Raw genomic sequence first — 16,378 nt, forward strand, 5'->3', positions numbered from 1 at the left:
TAAACTTGTGTAAAAATTTCACACAAATAAGTATTACATATTACTATTTTAAAAATTATATGTCGAATCTATAATTGTTATACCACTTCTGAAACTCTAAGCAATATTTATACTTTCTGCCTTGTTTTATATAAGAATATAATCTATCTAATGCTTTTTGGGTGCTTGATCCGTATTTTCCATCTTCACTTATTGGTGCTAAGGTTTGAGTTACTTTATTAAAGAATCTCCGAAACTCTAAGCAATAATTAACTGCATCTTTATGTTTATTCTCTATAGCAATAGTCTGTCCAGTTATTCCTTCTGTAATAGCTTTAGCAATTTTATTAACTCCAATAGAGTTATATAAGTCCGCATCTGATTTAGTATCTACAAAACATACTTCTACTATATTAGCAGTCATGTTAGTATGTCTTAGTTCATATAATCCCCTAGTATCTGCTTTAGCTCCTCTATTAACAAAACCTAACACTTCTATTTTTTTTACTATATTTGTAGCCATAGCATTGCCTTTAGAACTCCCTTTGTAATATAGAACTTCTGTACCTTTGCCGCCACCAGCATTAAGGTGAATAGAATAAAAGTAATCAGCTGCCCATGTGTTAGCTTTAGATACTCCATAATTTAAATCAGAACCACTAGAACCACTTTTAGAAGGCGTAACGTCTAACACTTCATGTCCCATTTGTTTAAGATATTTAATTACTGCATCTTTAATTTTCCTATCTTCATTTACTTCATCAAGAAAGCTACTAGCACCTCTAATATCTAAGCTGTGCCCACCTCTTACTGCTATCTTCATATTACATCTACCTCCTAATTTTCTAAATTTAAAGGAGCAACAATTACTGCTGCTCCTTATTCTTTTCTGTAGTTTGCTTAAGCAATTGATTAGTATAAACAGTTGCACCAGTAACTAAACTACCTTGAATAATTACATTTGCATTTAGCCCCATTAGGGCTACGGCTCTACCCATACCACCAATTAATAAAATCCAAGGTATTAGCCAATCTTTTACTTTAGAGTGTTTTAACATTAAACCTGTAACATATAGCGCAGATATTAAAATTAATGCCTGTTTTACTACAAAATCCATTATTTTAATATCCATAAAATCTACTTCCTATCTAAATTTAACTATTGCTAAAATAACTCCAATTAAAATAGCTCCAGCTATCGTACGCCAGAGCCATTTCATATTATCTTTTATTTCAGATATGTCCTTTTCATTTTGACATGCCTTGTTATATGCTGTATCTGCTTTTTCTTTTGTTGAATTATAAGAATCTATTTTAGTCTCTATCCTAACGATTCGTTCTAAAATTTCTTGCTGTATATTTACATCCATGCCGCACCTCCAAATAGGCAAAATAAAAAGACCTTAATTGGTCTTTATTCATACAATTCATTATTCCAAGTAATATTCCAATGCACTACTTTTAAATCCACACATGATTGTGGTACTTTATATCTAATTTTAATCGAATTATTTTCTCCAACATTAGCCTGTATATCTTCAACTATAATTTTATCATTACCTTTTATATAGTATACTTCTAATTTAGTTGGAAATTCTAGTGAGATTTTTTGTCCTAGATATAGGTTTATAGTAGAATACCAATCATATCCTATCATTTCACTCATTATTATAGCATTACTACCTCTTGCATAACAAACTTGAGGATTAGTTTTAATATAATCCATCATCTCTTGTTTAATGTTACTTTTTATTTGTTCTAATTTTTTGTCCAGTTCTTGTTCTACTCTGTTATTAACCCATATTTTCGAAAGATTGTATAATGCTATCCCTGCTGATGCAACTACTACACCTAATATAGTCCATGTTAAAATAAGATTTTGTTGCATACTATTAATTAATTTTTCTAGATATTCAATCCTAATAAATATTTCTTTTATTTTCTCTGCTATTTTTTCTGTCACTTCATTCACGCTCCTTTGCCTTGTATATTATTAGACAAAAGGTCGTAAAATCCTTCACTTTACTTCTTTTTTTCTAAATTAAGCATTAATGCCCAAAATAATGTAGTATATATAAGCATAGCTATACAATCCCCCAACAACTTACAACCAAATTATAGCATTAAATATAAACAATAACTATTTATTAACGGGTATGAAGTATGAAGCATAAAATAATTATTTATTTTATCCCTTAGCATAGGTTTTGCCGAAATATTCACGCTACCCCAATAAGAAGACAAATATATAACATTACCAAGTAATTTCTTAGAATGAAATATTTTATTTCAATGATCAAATATACTATAATAGAAAGACCCACTGTTGTTAGTGAGTCCTTAAATACTTGCTTACAAATCAAGTTTTACTCCATTATTTTTAAGCCATTCTTTTCTCATCTCATAATCAGGTAGAATGGAAGCTACCATATTCCAAAACTCCTGGGAATGGTTTTTATAACACATATGGCACATTTCATGGACTATTATATAATCCAGTACATATGATGGAGCCATTATTATTTTCCAATTAAATAATAATTCGTTATTATGCGTACAACTGCCCCACCTTTTCTTTTGTTCTTTAACTTTAATATCTAAAGGCTTCTTACTAAACATATGCTGGTAGTACTTAATCCTCTCTTTTACTTTTCTAAGAGCTTTTTCTCTATACCATTGTTCCATAGCTTCTTTAATTACAACTTCAGCTGCTGTTGAATCAACAACATAGAACTTTCCACGGTATAACTTTATTTCAGGCTTTTTTATGCTGCTATCTATTTGAATTTGAAGGGAATAGTTCCTGCCTAGATACATAAAGGATTCACCATTTACAAATTCTCTGTTAATCTTTTGATAGTTCATATCTTTGAATGAATATAGTCTTTGAACTATCCAGTTAGCTTTGTTTTTAACCTTGCTTATTATTAAGTCCTCAGGAGTTTTGACAGGAGCTGTAACTATTATTCTATCTGGTGGTTCTACTGCTATTGCCATTGTTTTTCTTTTTTTATATACTACGTCAAATGCTATGTTTCTTGTTCCATATTGAAAACTTAACTGCATGGTTATCTCCTTCTATTCAATAACAGAATAATGTTTTTTAGCAAGCTGCAATAATGGGTGAACAATTTTATTTATTACATCTAATTTAAGCTGTTTGAAATACTTCTTAATAAGCATCATTTTAATAGAACGTTCTATATCAGCTGTTTTACTCATATTAGTAGCCCAATCTATTACATAGTTCTCTTTTATAATATCTGCAATATCTTTGGCAATATTCTTAGACAATTCTATTAGCTCTTGGCTTATATATTCAGCTGAATTTTCTTCGGCATCTTCACCATTCAAGTGTTGTTTTACTACTTCAAAGAATGCAAATTCTTCTTTAGTAAGTCCTAGTTCATCTGCTCTATTACTTTCACCTTTATCAACTTCGTTCTTTATAAATTCCTCTAACTGTTTCTTTCTTTCTATCCAATCATTCTTTGTATCATCTAGTATCTGCTGAAGTTTTTGAAGTAAGCTTGTATAGAATACTGGGTTATCATCTAACTTAACATGAATAACATTCTTAACAGCATGTTCCATAGCAGAGGCTACTGCTTCATCTGATTTTAGAGTATCAACCTTTGTTTTAAAATCTTTATCAAATAGTGTTATAGGTTTAATCCATTGATTTACTCCTAGTGAAGTTAAATGCTCTGATATTATTTCCTTTACCTTTTCACCACAATCAGATATGTCCATCTGTTTTTCAGGCTGGAATCTTGCCTTTGCTGCTGCTTTTATATAAGATAACCATTTTAAATCATTAACAATATCCGTAGAAACATGACCAGGTAATAATTGTTCTACTGCTCCTGCAAAGCGTTTATATGCCATTTCAAATTCTGCTCTCTTATCATCAGGCTCTATCTTTTTAACTAAAGCATCTAAATCATCTCTAGGTACACCTTTAAACATAGCCATTACTGCTTCTCTATAGGAAAGCATCTGCTTATGAACAGATTCCATTGATTCCATTGGATCTCCTAATTCTTCTTTATCAAATACCTCTAAGGCTTCTTCTAAGAAGTTAGATATACCATAATAATCTACTACATAACCACATTGTTTTGTTTCACCATGAGTTCTGTTAACACGAGCAATTGCCTGTAATAATGTATGTTCCTTTAATGGTCTATCTAAATACATTACCTGCTCGATTGGTGCATCAAAACCTGTAAGAAGCATATCCTTAACTATAATGAAGCATAATTTACTTTTATCTACAGGATTTTTGAATTCTTTTATTATTTTTTCCTGCTCTGCTTTAGTTGTATGATGTTCCTTTAAAAATGGATCATCATTAGGACTTCCTGAATAAATTATTTTACATTCTAATTCTTCACCCATTATCTCTTTCATATACTTCTTCAAAGCATTATAATATTTAACACATGCTTCACGAGATACACATACTACTTGAGCCTTAAAGCCATTTGGATATATATAATCTTTATAATGCTGGAGAATATCTTTTGCTATATCCTCAACTCTATCATCAGCTTCAACTACAGTTCTTTTATTTGCATATTTTTGTTTTATTGCTTCTTTTTCTTCATCACTTTTATCTTCAAATGCCTTATCAAATAATTCTTCTAATGATTCTCCTTTAACTTGCAAATCAGGTCGTCTGCCTTCATAAACAATCTTTACTGTAGCACCATCTTGAACTGCTTGTTGTATAGAATATTTATCTATATATGACCCAAATGTTCTCGGTGTAGACTTATCTTCCTTATCAATAGGTGTTCCAGTAAAACCTACGAATGCTGCATTAGGTAATGCTGTTCTAAGATTTTTAGCAGTACCTTTATATTGGCTTCTGTGTGCCTCATCTGCAAGAACTATTACATTAGATTTAGTTGTTAAAACCTCATATTCTTTTTCAAAATACAATTTATTCTTTTGTTTGTTATCAGCCATCTTTTCTTCTTTTTCACTTTGGAATTTCTGTATAGTAGTCATTATAATTTTAGGCTGTGCTACTTTTAATAAATCTTTCATTTCCTGTATGGATTCTGCTCTCTCAGGAGTTGTAATATTTGATAATGTTCTTATAAATGTCTCGTGAATTTGTTTATCCAAATCTGTTCTATCAGTTACTACAACAATCATGGCATCCATAAGTTCTTTAGTTCTTCTTATTTTTCTTGCTAAGAAAACCATTGTTAAGGATTTACCTGAACCCTGCGTATGCCACACAACTCCACCACGAGTTAATGAATCTTTACCATTCTTAAGTCTTTCAAGTGCTTTATTAACTGCTCTAAACTGCTGGTATCTGCACACTTTCTTAACCTTTTTACCACCTTCACTTATTGCCTCGAAAAGAATAAAGTTTTTCATTATATCTATAAGATTATTCTTTTCAAGAACACCTTGAATGAATAAGTTCTGTCCGTTATTTTCTACATCATCAATATCTTCCTTCTTAAATGGATAAGGGTCTTTCCACTCTAAATAATAATTATAAGGTGAACTAATAGTACCAATATAAGCATGATATTTATTTAATATACCTGTTATAAAGTTAGTATAGAAAAGTCTTTTAGCACCCTCAACAAAATTAGCACCTCTGTCATCCATGTATCTTTTTAATTGAGTATATGCTTCATGTTTACCAACATTACCATTTTTACTTTTCTCTAAGAATGGTGACTTACACTCCAGTACAGCAACAGGAATACCATTAATAAATATAATAATATCTGGAATGATATTTTCCTGCGTTCCATGTATTTTAAACTGACGAGTAACTAAAAACTCATTATTATCTAAATCATCCCAATCAATAAATTTCACAGTATGATTTTTCTTCTGTCCGCTGCCATCTAAGTCTTGTTCTACTGTATAATTAAGATTTACTAATGCTTCATAAATCTTTTCATTTATCTCCAGTAAATCTGCCCCCAAATTATCTGCTCTTGTCAAAAATCTTACTGCTTTATTTATATTTTCGTCACTTATCCATGGATTAATTCTTTTAAGTGATTTTTCTAATCTATTTCTTAAAATAACCTCTGTCATTGAGTCTCTTTCACTATGTTCCGGAGTTAAAAACTGACCATGTACAAAGTTGTAATTTAATTTTTTCTCCAGGTATTCAATGGCAGGAAGTTCTACTAAAGTTTCTTCGTTGCCTAAATAACTCAAATATTTCACCTCTCAATTATATACTCTACTACATATTACTCTTATATTATTGGTCAATTTTTCTTTATAGTCTAAGTATATTTATGATTTTATATAATAAATCTCCAACGAAAGTCATAGTGTAATATTCATCAACTTCAGTACTAACATCTGAAGATCCAGTCCCTACTTCTGGTTCATTATCTGACTCTTTATCATAACTAACATCTAAATCCAAATTTAATTCTGTATTTGCATCTACATTTTTAATCAATAACTGATAGGTACAACTTTTTTCTAATGTCAAGAACATTATATTTTTATCAATATCATTTTCATTCAATAACGTCTTAAAACTATTATAAAAATAAACTGCCCTTTTTCTGGTTGCTTTTTTTTCATTATAAATTTTTAGATTACAGTAATCTCCTATAAATTTAAAATTCTCAATGTCATGATCAAACATATGGGTTAATGCATCTGCTAATATTATGTATTTACCATTTAAGCTTCTATTTTCCTCTATAATAGTATTTATCATATATCCAAGTATTAAGCATGCTTTTTCCGATTTTGACTGTTTTATATTTTCTAATGTTTGACTTATAAATAATGCACTTTTTTTATCCTTTATATATTTTTTTAATTTTTCAACTTTTTCTTCTTCAGCCTCTGTTCCAATTGTAAATCCTTTTAAAAAACATTTAAACATCTGCTTATTCTTATAATTATTTAACTTAATAAGTCCTCCAACTAACTTTGAACACTCTCCTAATATTTCACCTAAATCACTTTCTACTATCTCATTTTGAATAAATTCCTTTATATCAGAATATTCTTTAAACACTTCTTTAGCAATATTCAACAATTCATTTGTAGTATTTTTTTCCACCTTACCCCCTCCTAACATTACTCTACGTCATAAATAAGATAATTCCACTCATTTTCAAAAAAGTCTTGTTCATATAGAATTGAACACATAACTGTAAGTATTTTATATGCCACTTCACCTATTGATTCATCGAATTCAAATTTTTCGCCATGTGCTATTTTGTTTCTTCTTGATTCAATATCTTTTAATTCAGACACATTTTGATTAAACTTAGAATAATTATTATTTTTGCGAATGTTTAAGTCTTTTAGCACTGCAAATAATTTTTCATCAATTAATCGTCTGTTTTGATTAGCATAATATCTTATTTTATTTTTAAAGTAAGACTCTATTCTAACAAATATTTCACTATAAATTCTATCATATTCATCTGATTTAATATCTTCTAACTCATCCTTAATATATATATCCAACTCTTCTATATGCTTAGCGTAAGTTTTTACATAGAAGTTAAATGTTTTTTCATATAAAATTTCAATGAAATTATCAAAACATGCAAATAAATTAAAAAAAGCCATTTTTTTATTCTTATATTTAATGTGTAAGCACGACTCTAATAAATATTCTATAAAAGTAGGTATATCGTCCTCTTTTAATACTCCTTTTACGTCGCAATATATTTTTAATCCTAACCCTTCCACATCCCATACTGAAACATTATTTTTTCTTATAAACATTCCTTCTAAATACACTTTTTTATTAAATAAATCTATATATTTAACATCGTAATTAACAATATTTGTTAAATAATAGTAATCACCATATTCAATGCTTGGCTTATCTACATGCGTAATAATTGAAAATTCATCACATTTTAATTCATCATATATATTAAACTCATGTTTTGTATAATCATCATCACTATTAATATTTTCAATGCTTTTAAATATTTGTTTTTCCTTAATATTAGGCAACATTTCATTTAACATAATGAAAGGTTCTTCATCTAAAACTGTAATCAATAATTCCGTTTTTGTTAAACTTTCTAAATCCCTAATTGAATTATAACTGCTAGAACATCTAAATTTATGTTTAATAGTTTCAAAATAAATATCATTCAACTGTAAAGTCTTTTCAATTTCACAACTTAGATTATAGGCAATGGATTCCTTAAATATTTCTTCAATATTTTCTACTGATTTTTTAATATCAAAATTATTCTTTCCCATTGTATCCTCCACTCACTTAGAATTTCATTATTTACTTACCGTTTTCATTGTTTCTTGAACTAAACGTTCTATTCCATAATAATCAACTATATAAGCACATTCTTTCTTATTTCCATAAGGTCTACTAATCCTTGCAATAGTTTGAATTAACCTTTGTCCTTTAAGGGGTTTATCTATATATACGCATTGTTGTATAAGTGCATCAAAATCAGTAAGGAGCATATCATTTACTATAATAATAGATAATTTATCTTGTTCAATAGGCATTTTAAACCTATGTATAAATTCTTGCTGCTGATTTTTATTTGTATAATACTTTTCAAATTCTGGAGGATCGTTTAAGTTACTTGAAATTATAACTTTAATCTCCAATGGTTTTCCTATAATTTCGTTCACATATTTATTTAATGCTTCATAATATTTTATACATGCATTTCTTGAAGAACAGACTAATTGTGCTTTAAAGCCGTTTGGAAATATATTTTCTTTATAATGCTGTAATATATCTTGTGCAATAGTATCAATTCTTTCTTCATTTTCAATAAAGTTTTTCACTCTATCAAACTCTTTATCCATTAGTCCAAGTTCATCAATCTCTTTGTAAAAAATATCACTATTTTCATTTACCATTACTTTTCTGCCTTCATATAAAACTTGTACTTTCCCATTGTTAATTACATTTTCTATAGAATATATATCAATATAATCTCCAAACATTACTTTGGCTTTATCATTTGGTATATCAGTAAATCCTATATAAACAGCATTAGACAATGTTTTTCTCATACTCATTGCAAGATTACCCATTTGACTCCTATTTGCATTATCAACTAAAACTATTATATTAGAATCCTTATTAGGAACCAAAACCTCTTCTCTATTATTAAATTTTTGAATAGTAGTTATTATAATTTCAAAATTTAATCGGAGTATAAAATATTTTAATTCATCTGATGTTTTAGGCATAACAACTCTCATCATGTTTGAACTATTCATAAATCCATGATAAATTTGTTGACATAAATCTACTCTATCAACAACTATTATAATTTTTGAATTTATAAAATTTTTATTTGTTTTTATCTTTTTTGTTAAAAGTGACATAGTTAAATATTTACCTGTTCCCTGTGGATGACATATCAATCCACCTTTATCTTTGCTATCTTTTCCATTTATAAGTTTATCTACTGTTTTATTAACTGCGTTAAATTGATGATATCTACTTATAAATTTTCTATTACTATGACCTTCATAAAAAATAAAGTTCTTTATTATATCTAGTAGATTATTTTTTTCAAAAATAACTTGTAAAGTATTATCATCTCTCTTACTATTATCTGTATCTTCATATATCCATTGCATATATTCATTACATTCTGAAGTAATAGTTCCTACATACAAACTTTTTTCATCAAATATTCCTGTAAAAAAGTTTGTACAAAATAATTCTTTTGATTCAATCATGTATTTTTTTAATTGCTTATATGTATTTTGTATTGATCCAGGATTATATCTTTCTGAAGAATTGCACTCTAAGACTACTATTGGAATACCATTAACAAAAATAACTATATCCCCTATTATAATTCCATTTAATCCTTGAACTCTAAAGTTATTAGTAACTAAAAACTGATTATTATCTATATTATCCCAATCAATGAACTTAACCATATTATATTTTTTATGATCACTGCCACCTAAGTCTTGCTGTAAACCATAACCTGAATTAACTATAAAATCATTAACTCGTTTATTAACTTCAATCAGGGATTCACCTGAATTACTTGAATCTAATATATCTGCTACTGTTTTATTCATATTTTCATCGTTCATCCATGGATTAATCCTTTTTAATGCTTTTTTTAATCTCCACTTTAATATACTATCTTTTAGTGATTCTCTTTCTCCAAACTCTGGTGTGAGAAATTCTCCCTCAATAAATTCATAGTTTAGATTATTTTTGATAAAATCAATGGCAGATAACTCTACCATTGATTCTTGATTAATACCCACTATAATACGCCCCCATTTAATATTACTTTTCTATATTTTTTACTGGTAAATAATTTTTATTTTCTAATATACTAGCAATACTCCCTATGAATATTTCTTTAATGTTATCCATACTATATCTACTTACTCAAATACAAAACTAAACTTTTACTCTTTTCTTCCCAGTCAACAACTGCTGCATTAGTCCCTTTTTAAGTTCTTGTAATTTTTCTTTTTTAGTTTCATACTGCTGAACTTTTTCATCTACTGATGATAATATGTTTGCTATTTGTTTTTGTTCTTTATTTGAAGGAACTGCTATTTTTAAATTGCTCAAATCTTTTTTAGTCAATTGCGGTTGTGCCGAACCTGATGAAATAATCTCTATTTGCTTTTTAGATATATCTGATATTAAATACTTACACAAATAATTTGGAAATATTTCCAATGATCTTATTATTAACATTTGAGCATTTATAAACCCTGTTTGATATTTGTCACTATTAAATTTAGCAACACTTCCTATAGTACCTCTTAAAGTTATAATTAAATCCTCTTTCTCTAATTTACCTTTTCTTAAACTATTAAATTTTTGCTCTGTTATAAATTTACATTCATTGTATATTAATTTATTATCTTTTATATTTGATGTACTTAAAAATAAAATTCCTTTATCAACAATTTCATTAGGACTAGGATAATTGCTCGATCTATCTCCATCTATTAAATTACATATATTTCCTAACAGTCTTACTTCCCACTCAACAGGAATCTCCCCAACTTCTGTCTTTTTAAATTCTGTATGTCCAATTCCTTTTGTAAGTAGTTTCTGCATTAATCCTTTTTTAAGGTCTTTTGTTTTTTCAATTAATTTATCTGTTTGGTCAATTTGAATGTCTACTGTGGATAGAATATCTGCTATTTTTTGTTGTTCGTGCAGTGGTGGTATAGGAAATTTTAATTGTTTAATGATTGTGGAACTTAATCCTTCCATTATACCTCCAACAGATAATTTTCTTATTTGTTTTTTTACTAATTCAGAGTTTCTTATTAATTGTGCAAGTAAATTCTTATCATATATATCTTCATTCACTCTTAAACGAATTAAATGTGAATCCATTATTCCTTCTTCAATATTAAATGGAACAATCGCAGTTTTTCCTACTGTTCCCATCATACTTATTACTAAATCTCCACTTTTTAATTTACAACTAGATAACTTATTAAATCTTTCTTTATCAATATATCTATTACCTATATTGAAGTCATTGTTAAATACATTTTCTTGCCCATAAACTTTATACCCTTTCTCAACTAAAAAACTCTTTTTCAACTGACTTCCAAATGGTCCTATTTTTAATGAGCCTTTTTCATCTTTTAAAATTTCTTCAGTATTTGCACAACCCCAATCAACTGCTATTTCACCTAACTCTGTCTTTTTATATCCTTCTCTCATATTTTCACCTTCTTCCTGTGCTAAATTTCATCAAATCCTAATTCTCCAAGATACTTATTCAACTTCTCTTCTGTATCTGCCATTTCAAGTTTTAACTCCCTTATATCTTGTAAAACTTGAACTATGTCAACTTCTGGCTCTTCTTCTGTTGTATCTACATATCTGCTTATATTTAAGTTACAATCATTTTCCTTAATAGTATCTAACTCAACTACTCCTGCGTACTTCTCAACATTTTCATAACCATCAAAAGTAGCTACAATCTTCTCTATATCCTCATCTCTTAACTTATTCTTATTTCCATCCTTAACAAATCCATTACTTGCATCTATAAATAGAACCTTATTTTTTCTTTCTTCAGGTTTATTCTTATTTATAATTAATAATGATGCTGGTATACTTGTGCCGTAGAATAAATTTTGAGGAAGTCCTATAATTGCTTCTACTAAGTCATCATTAAGTATTCCTGTTCTTATTTTTCCTTCTGCTCCGCCTCTGAATAATACTCCATGCGGTACTACTGTTCCCATTCTTCCCCTATTATTTAAACTTGCTATCATGTGAGATACAAATGCTAAATCTCCGTAACTCTTTGGTGGTATTCCATAATCAAATCTATGCAGAGCATCTGCTTTTGCTTCTTCTTCTCCCCAGTTTTTTAAACTGAAAGGTGGATTTGCAAGTACTATATCAAATGTTTTTAATACTCCACCTTCTGTATGCATTGGAGTTCTTATTGTATCACCTTTTTTGATATCAGCACCTTTTGCATCATGGAATAGCATATTCATTTTACATATAGCCCATGTAGATAAGTTTATTTCTTGACCAAATAATGATACATTCTTAGGATTTCCACCATGCTTTTCTATGTAATGTGTAGAGTTTATAAGCATACCGCCTGACCCTGTTGTAGGATCATATATTCTATCTCCTTCATGTGGTTTTAATATTTCAACTAATGTTTTAACTACTTCTTGTGGTGTATAGAATTCTCCACCCTTTTTACCACCTTCATCTGCAAACTGCTTAATAAGGTATTCATATGCATTACCTAGAATATCTTTATTTTCAAGATTTTCATTTGCAAGATTTATAGTATCGAATAGTAATAATAGCTGTGATAACTTCTTATCAGGTACTCTTTCTTTATCATTATAGTTAGCAGTAGTAAGTACCCCTATAAGTTCGGCATTTTTAGGCTCATCCTCAATAGATTTAAAAGCTTTATCTAACTCTGGTCCAATATTTAAGTTAAGATTCTTTAATGTATTCCATCTTGCTCTTTCTGGTACATAGAAAGATTCATATAGTGATGGATCTTCTAAAATCATATCTACTTGTTCTTCTTCCATACCACTTTCTATAAATTCTGCTTTCTTTACTTCTTTTTCTTCCTGGAACACGTCATTCATTCTCTTTAAAAATAACATCCCAAATATGTAATCCATATATTGAGCCGCATTTAGAGTTCCTCTTAATATATCTGCTGCATCCCACAGTATTGATTCTAATTTTTGCAGTGTTAGTTTTTCCATAATTCTACCCCTCTCTTTTGTTTGTATATATTATAACACTTAATATAAATTGTTTTAATATTACAAAAATGAAATGAGCTTACAAGCTATTAACTTATAAACTCATTTTTTCACTTTGTACTTATATATCTTGTTAATTTAAGTATCGATTAAACTTGTTAATACTACTTAAATATAATACTATATGGTGGGTATAAATAATCTTAAGAGTTATCACAGCTCATTTATTTACACCTTAATTTCACTTCATATTCTTTAATAATTTTATAAAAACTATTCTTTTTTAAATTTAGCATTTCCATGAATTTAACACCTGTTATCTCTTTATTTTTCCACTTGCTATAATTTTCTTTTAATACCTGGAGTTGTTGTGATTTTAGTGCTTCTAAATTCATTACAGTTCTACCTAAGTGCTTTCCTGCTTTTTTTGCTGCGTCTATCCCTTCCCTTTGACGTTGTTTTATCTTTATTCTTTCTTTCTCTGCCATATATGCCAGTAATTCAAAAACTATATTGCTTATTAAAGTCTTTTCAAGGTCTGATTTATCTTTAGTATTTAATATTGGATTATCTATAACTATAATGTTAATGCCTTGTTTATTTAACTCCTTCCATTCCTCTTTTACCATTTCCATATTACGACCTAACCTATCCAACTCTTTAATAATTAGTGTATCACCTTCCCTTAATGCTACTCTTAAAGCCTTATAACTTTCTCTATTAAAATCTTTACCACTTGCCTTATCTATAAAAATATCTCTTTCATCCATTTCTATTTTATTTGTCTGACAATATTCTTTCATTGCTTCAACTTGCCTTAAAATGTTTTGTTCCTTTGAGGAGACTCTGATATAACTAAAGACTTTATTTTTCACTTATAAACACCTAACCTTTTCAATTTATTTCCTGCTACACTTAAAATTATATTATAACTGTTTGGAAAGGTAAAGTGTGTTTTATAAACGTTTATAAATATTTTTATATACCTTTAAAAACTATTGAAACCTAGATAAATTCACAGCTGTTAAATCATTTATAAAAGTACACCTTTATAAACACTAGCGAAAAAAGTAAAGTTTTTCAAAATATATTTGAATGAGTAGTTTATGATTTCCTCTTTCTAAAAACATACTATTCCCAAATCAATAATATCCTAATTTTATTGATTCATTAGGAATCCAAGATAAATTAAGGATATATTTTAATATGTTTCTTTTTTAGTAAAATTAATTAGAAAAACCCCTTGTAATTGGAAAGTAAATCCATTATAATTATAACTACAAAGCAACTAGTTGCAGCTAGTTTATTTGTAGTTATAATTCAAGGAGGTTTTTCATGATGTTAATACCAAGAAAAAATATTAGTTTTAAAAAATACGGTGTATCAACTCCAATATTATTAAATAATAACCAAACTTTAGTTTACGAGTCCGATACTTTTATTTCAACCATGGATTATTCAGGTATTATATCTCAAATTATACCAAAATCTAAAACATTATCAAGCTTCTTCATAAATAAGCTGTCTAAAATTTCAAAAGGCTATTGTAGTTTAGGTGGAAAATATAGTAATGTTAATTTTTACAGTCCTAAAGCAAAAACTTTATCAGGATCAGAAAGAATTTGTTATACTAAATACTTACACAATAACAAATTAAAAGTCATGGAGTATTACGGAAGTAGGGGAAGTAAATATTCTGGATATTATTCTATGTTAATATCTAAAATTAAAGCTAGTGAAAAGTTTGAGTTTGATACAAAAAATAATACTTTTTACGTTGATGAAAATAATATAGATATATTTATTGATATTATGAATAATATTATGAATGATATTATAAACGAAGATTTAATAGCATTAAAAGACAAAAGATTTGATAAAATTATTATTGAGGGCAAATATTATTATTATAATGTTATTAGTTGGGACTATGCCAAAAATTATAGCTCCATAAAAAAAAGTTATATAAATCCACAAAATCTAAAAAGAGACTTCGAAAATGTCTTGAAATATATATACTCAAAAGATGAACTAGCTATCGATGACATAAGAATAGATGTTGCAGCTGCTAAAAAAGATGAAAATAAATTTACCAATTTGAGCATAAAAGAAAGCTTAGATAACTTGAGCGGAGAATTAGAAGCTTTATCAACTATAACTATAGAATTAGAAGAATTATTAGAATATTCTATTGAAAATATTTATGATGATTTTAATTATGAGTATTTAGAAAATATTTCTCAAGGTATAGAAGGTTTAAGAGAAAATTTAGTTGTTTTAGATTATACTATTCAAGTAAAATTTAATAATATAATTTCGGTACTAGAGGATTTAATTAAAAAAGATGCATTGGAGCAATTAGCTGAATTTGATTCTGAAAAATATACTAATGATTTTTTTAGAGAACAAGAAGATAGGTTTGGTTTTGATGAAGACTTAAGCAGTTCCAGGATGGAAAATGCTGCTAGTGAAGCTTATTATAAAGGAGAAGAATTATATTTTAATGCAGAAAATTTATTAAAAGGATTGCTTAATAATTTAAGACAACTTTGTAAATAACAAATTAAGAATTAAGGACTATATAGTCCTTAATTCTTAATTTGTTTAAAACCACAATGTAATGTATGGGGTTTTATTGCATTATCATTTAATCATTTGGCCACAAAGACCCTTTTCTAAAATATCAATAACTGTATTATTTTTAATCTTTATTGTTCCTACACCTATTAAACTTCTTGTTATATATGTTGCTCTCGAATCTGCTCCAAACTCTTTAAGTTGATTATACAAATACTTTTCTTAACATTATTAAAAATTTTTACTTTATATGGATACCTTTTGTACCACATGGATCTTCGTTGTCCCCAATAGTCTTATCCCTTTCCTACTTCTCATTTATAATCTCTCTAAAGCACTTTTTGTATTAAACTACTCTTACTATTCCCAAGCATAAAAAAATCCTAGAAACTCAAACCTGAGTATTCTAAGACTATTGCTTATAAATAGTGTTTTCAATAATTTATGATTGTTATTGTATATTAATTAACTCAACTTTCGCACTTGTATTTTAAGGCGTTAGCCTGTGTTTTCAGTATTTCTAGCATAAAAAATAGAAGAACATTCCTCCATTTGGTATAATTGAATCACGACAAACAACGACCAAGAAAGG

14 protein-coding genes are annotated in these 16,378 nt (G+C 28.0%); 1 reads left to right on the forward strand and 13 read right to left on the reverse strand.

Going from position 1 to position 16,378, the window contains the following annotated elements; all coding sequences use genetic code 11:
- Positions 1 to 55: 55 nt before the first annotated feature.
- The 12 genes from OIO11_RS09055 to OIO11_RS09110 all read right to left on the reverse strand — a co-directional run bounded on the left by OIO11_RS09055 (position 56) and on the right by OIO11_RS09110 (position 14,084).
- On the reverse strand, positions 56 to 802 hold the full coding sequence (locus OIO11_RS09055) for an N-acetylmuramoyl-L-alanine amidase (RefSeq protein ID WP_268071131.1): 747 nt from the start codon (positions 800 to 802) through the stop codon (positions 56 to 58).
- A gap of 43 nt (positions 803 to 845) precedes the next feature.
- Entirely contained in the window at positions 846 to 1,112 is a 267-nt protein-coding gene (locus tag OIO11_RS09060; protein WP_326497931.1) for a phage holin family protein, read from the reverse strand.
- A 12-nt stretch (positions 1,113 to 1,124) separates the two neighbouring features.
- A complete protein-coding gene (locus OIO11_RS09065; RefSeq protein WP_268071132.1) occupies positions 1,125 to 1,349 on the reverse strand; it encodes a hemolysin XhlA family protein in 225 nt (74 codons plus the stop codon).
- A 44-nt stretch (positions 1,350 to 1,393) separates the two neighbouring features.
- Positions 1,394 to 1,942: a hypothetical protein gene (locus OIO11_RS09070; RefSeq protein WP_268071133.1), complete on the reverse strand. Its 549-nt coding sequence runs from the start codon at positions 1,940 to 1,942 to the stop codon at positions 1,394 to 1,396.
- Between the two features lie 389 nt (positions 1,943 to 2,331).
- Positions 2,332 to 3,045 carry a M48 family metallopeptidase gene (locus OIO11_RS09075; RefSeq protein ID WP_268071134.1) on the reverse strand — a complete coding sequence of 238 codons (714 nt, stop codon included), beginning with the start codon at positions 3,043 to 3,045 and terminating at the stop codon, positions 2,332 to 2,334.
- A gap of 12 nt (positions 3,046 to 3,057) precedes the next feature.
- Positions 3,058 to 6,183, reverse strand: coding sequence for a type I restriction endonuclease subunit R (locus OIO11_RS09080; RefSeq protein WP_268071135.1), 3,126 nt, complete (start codon positions 6,181 to 6,183; stop codon positions 3,058 to 3,060).
- A gap of 64 nt (positions 6,184 to 6,247) precedes the next feature.
- Positions 6,248 to 7,054 (reverse strand): hypothetical protein, encoded by an 807-nt coding sequence (locus OIO11_RS09085; protein ID WP_268071136.1) that lies wholly within the window; start codon positions 7,052 to 7,054, stop codon positions 6,248 to 6,250.
- 17 nt (positions 7,055 to 7,071) lie between these two features.
- Positions 7,072 to 8,223 (reverse strand): hypothetical protein, encoded by a 1,152-nt coding sequence (locus OIO11_RS09090; RefSeq protein ID WP_268071137.1) that lies wholly within the window; start codon positions 8,221 to 8,223, stop codon positions 7,072 to 7,074.
- Positions 8,224 to 8,250: 27 nt separating this feature from the next.
- Positions 8,251 to 10,236, reverse strand: coding sequence for a type I restriction endonuclease subunit R (locus tag OIO11_RS09095; protein ID WP_268071138.1), 1,986 nt, complete (start codon positions 10,234 to 10,236; stop codon positions 8,251 to 8,253).
- A 139-nt stretch (positions 10,237 to 10,375) separates the two neighbouring features.
- Entirely contained in the window at positions 10,376 to 11,671 is a 1,296-nt protein-coding gene (locus OIO11_RS09100; RefSeq protein WP_268071139.1) for a restriction endonuclease subunit S, read from the reverse strand.
- A 20-nt stretch (positions 11,672 to 11,691) separates the two neighbouring features.
- A complete protein-coding gene (locus OIO11_RS09105; protein WP_268071140.1) occupies positions 11,692 to 13,209 on the reverse strand; it encodes a type I restriction-modification system subunit M in 1,518 nt (505 codons plus the stop codon).
- Positions 13,210 to 13,433: 224 nt separating this feature from the next.
- Positions 13,434 to 14,084 (reverse strand): recombinase family protein, encoded by a 651-nt coding sequence (locus OIO11_RS09110; protein ID WP_268071141.1) that lies wholly within the window; start codon positions 14,082 to 14,084, stop codon positions 13,434 to 13,436.
- A 463-nt stretch (positions 14,085 to 14,547) separates the two neighbouring features.
- Here OIO11_RS09110 and OIO11_RS09115 point away from each other — a divergent pair, with 463 nt between their 5' ends.
- Positions 14,548 to 15,768 carry a hypothetical protein gene (locus OIO11_RS09115; protein WP_268071142.1) on the forward strand — a complete coding sequence of 407 codons (1,221 nt, stop codon included), beginning with the start codon at positions 14,548 to 14,550 and terminating at the stop codon, positions 15,766 to 15,768.
- A gap of 84 nt (positions 15,769 to 15,852) precedes the next feature.
- On the opposite strand, the gene OIO11_RS09120 is transcribed toward OIO11_RS09115, so the two are convergent.
- Positions 15,853 to 15,999, reverse strand: coding sequence for a hypothetical protein (locus OIO11_RS09120; RefSeq protein WP_268071143.1), 147 nt, complete (start codon positions 15,997 to 15,999; stop codon positions 15,853 to 15,855).
- Between the last annotated feature and the right edge of the window lie 379 nt (positions 16,000 to 16,378).

The sequence above is a fragment of the Clostridium sp. ZS2-4 genome (genome assembly GCF_026719745.1).
GTDB lineage: Bacteria > Bacillota > Clostridia > Clostridiales > Clostridiaceae > Clostridium_H.

Bases quoted from the DNA above. Each gene is read 5' to 3' on its own strand.
- OIO11_RS09055 (WP_268071131.1), bottom strand. From the start codon at position 802: ATGAAGATAGCAGTAAGAGGTGGGCACAGCTTAGATATTAGAGGTGCT.
- OIO11_RS09060 (WP_326497931.1), bottom strand. From the start codon at position 1,112: ATGGATATTAAAATAATGGATTTTGTAGTAAAACAGGCATTAATTTTA.
- OIO11_RS09065 (WP_268071132.1), bottom strand. From the start codon at position 1,349: ATGGATGTAAATATACAGCAAGAAATTTTAGAACGAATCGTTAGGATA.
- OIO11_RS09075 (WP_268071134.1), bottom strand. From the start codon at position 3,045: ATGCAGTTAAGTTTTCAATATGGAACAAGAAACATAGCATTTGACGTA.
- OIO11_RS09090 (WP_268071137.1), bottom strand. From the start codon at position 8,223: ATGGGAAAGAATAATTTTGATATTAAAAAATCAGTAGAAAATATTGAA.
- OIO11_RS09100 (WP_268071139.1), bottom strand. From the start codon at position 11,671: ATGAGAGAAGGATATAAAAAGACAGAGTTAGGTGAAATAGCAGTTGAT.
- OIO11_RS09105 (WP_268071140.1), bottom strand. From the start codon at position 13,209: ATGGAAAAACTAACACTGCAAAAATTAGAATCAATACTGTGGGATGCA.
- OIO11_RS09115 (WP_268071142.1), top strand. From the start codon at position 14,548: ATGTTAATACCAAGAAAAAATATTAGTTTTAAAAAATACGGTGTATCA.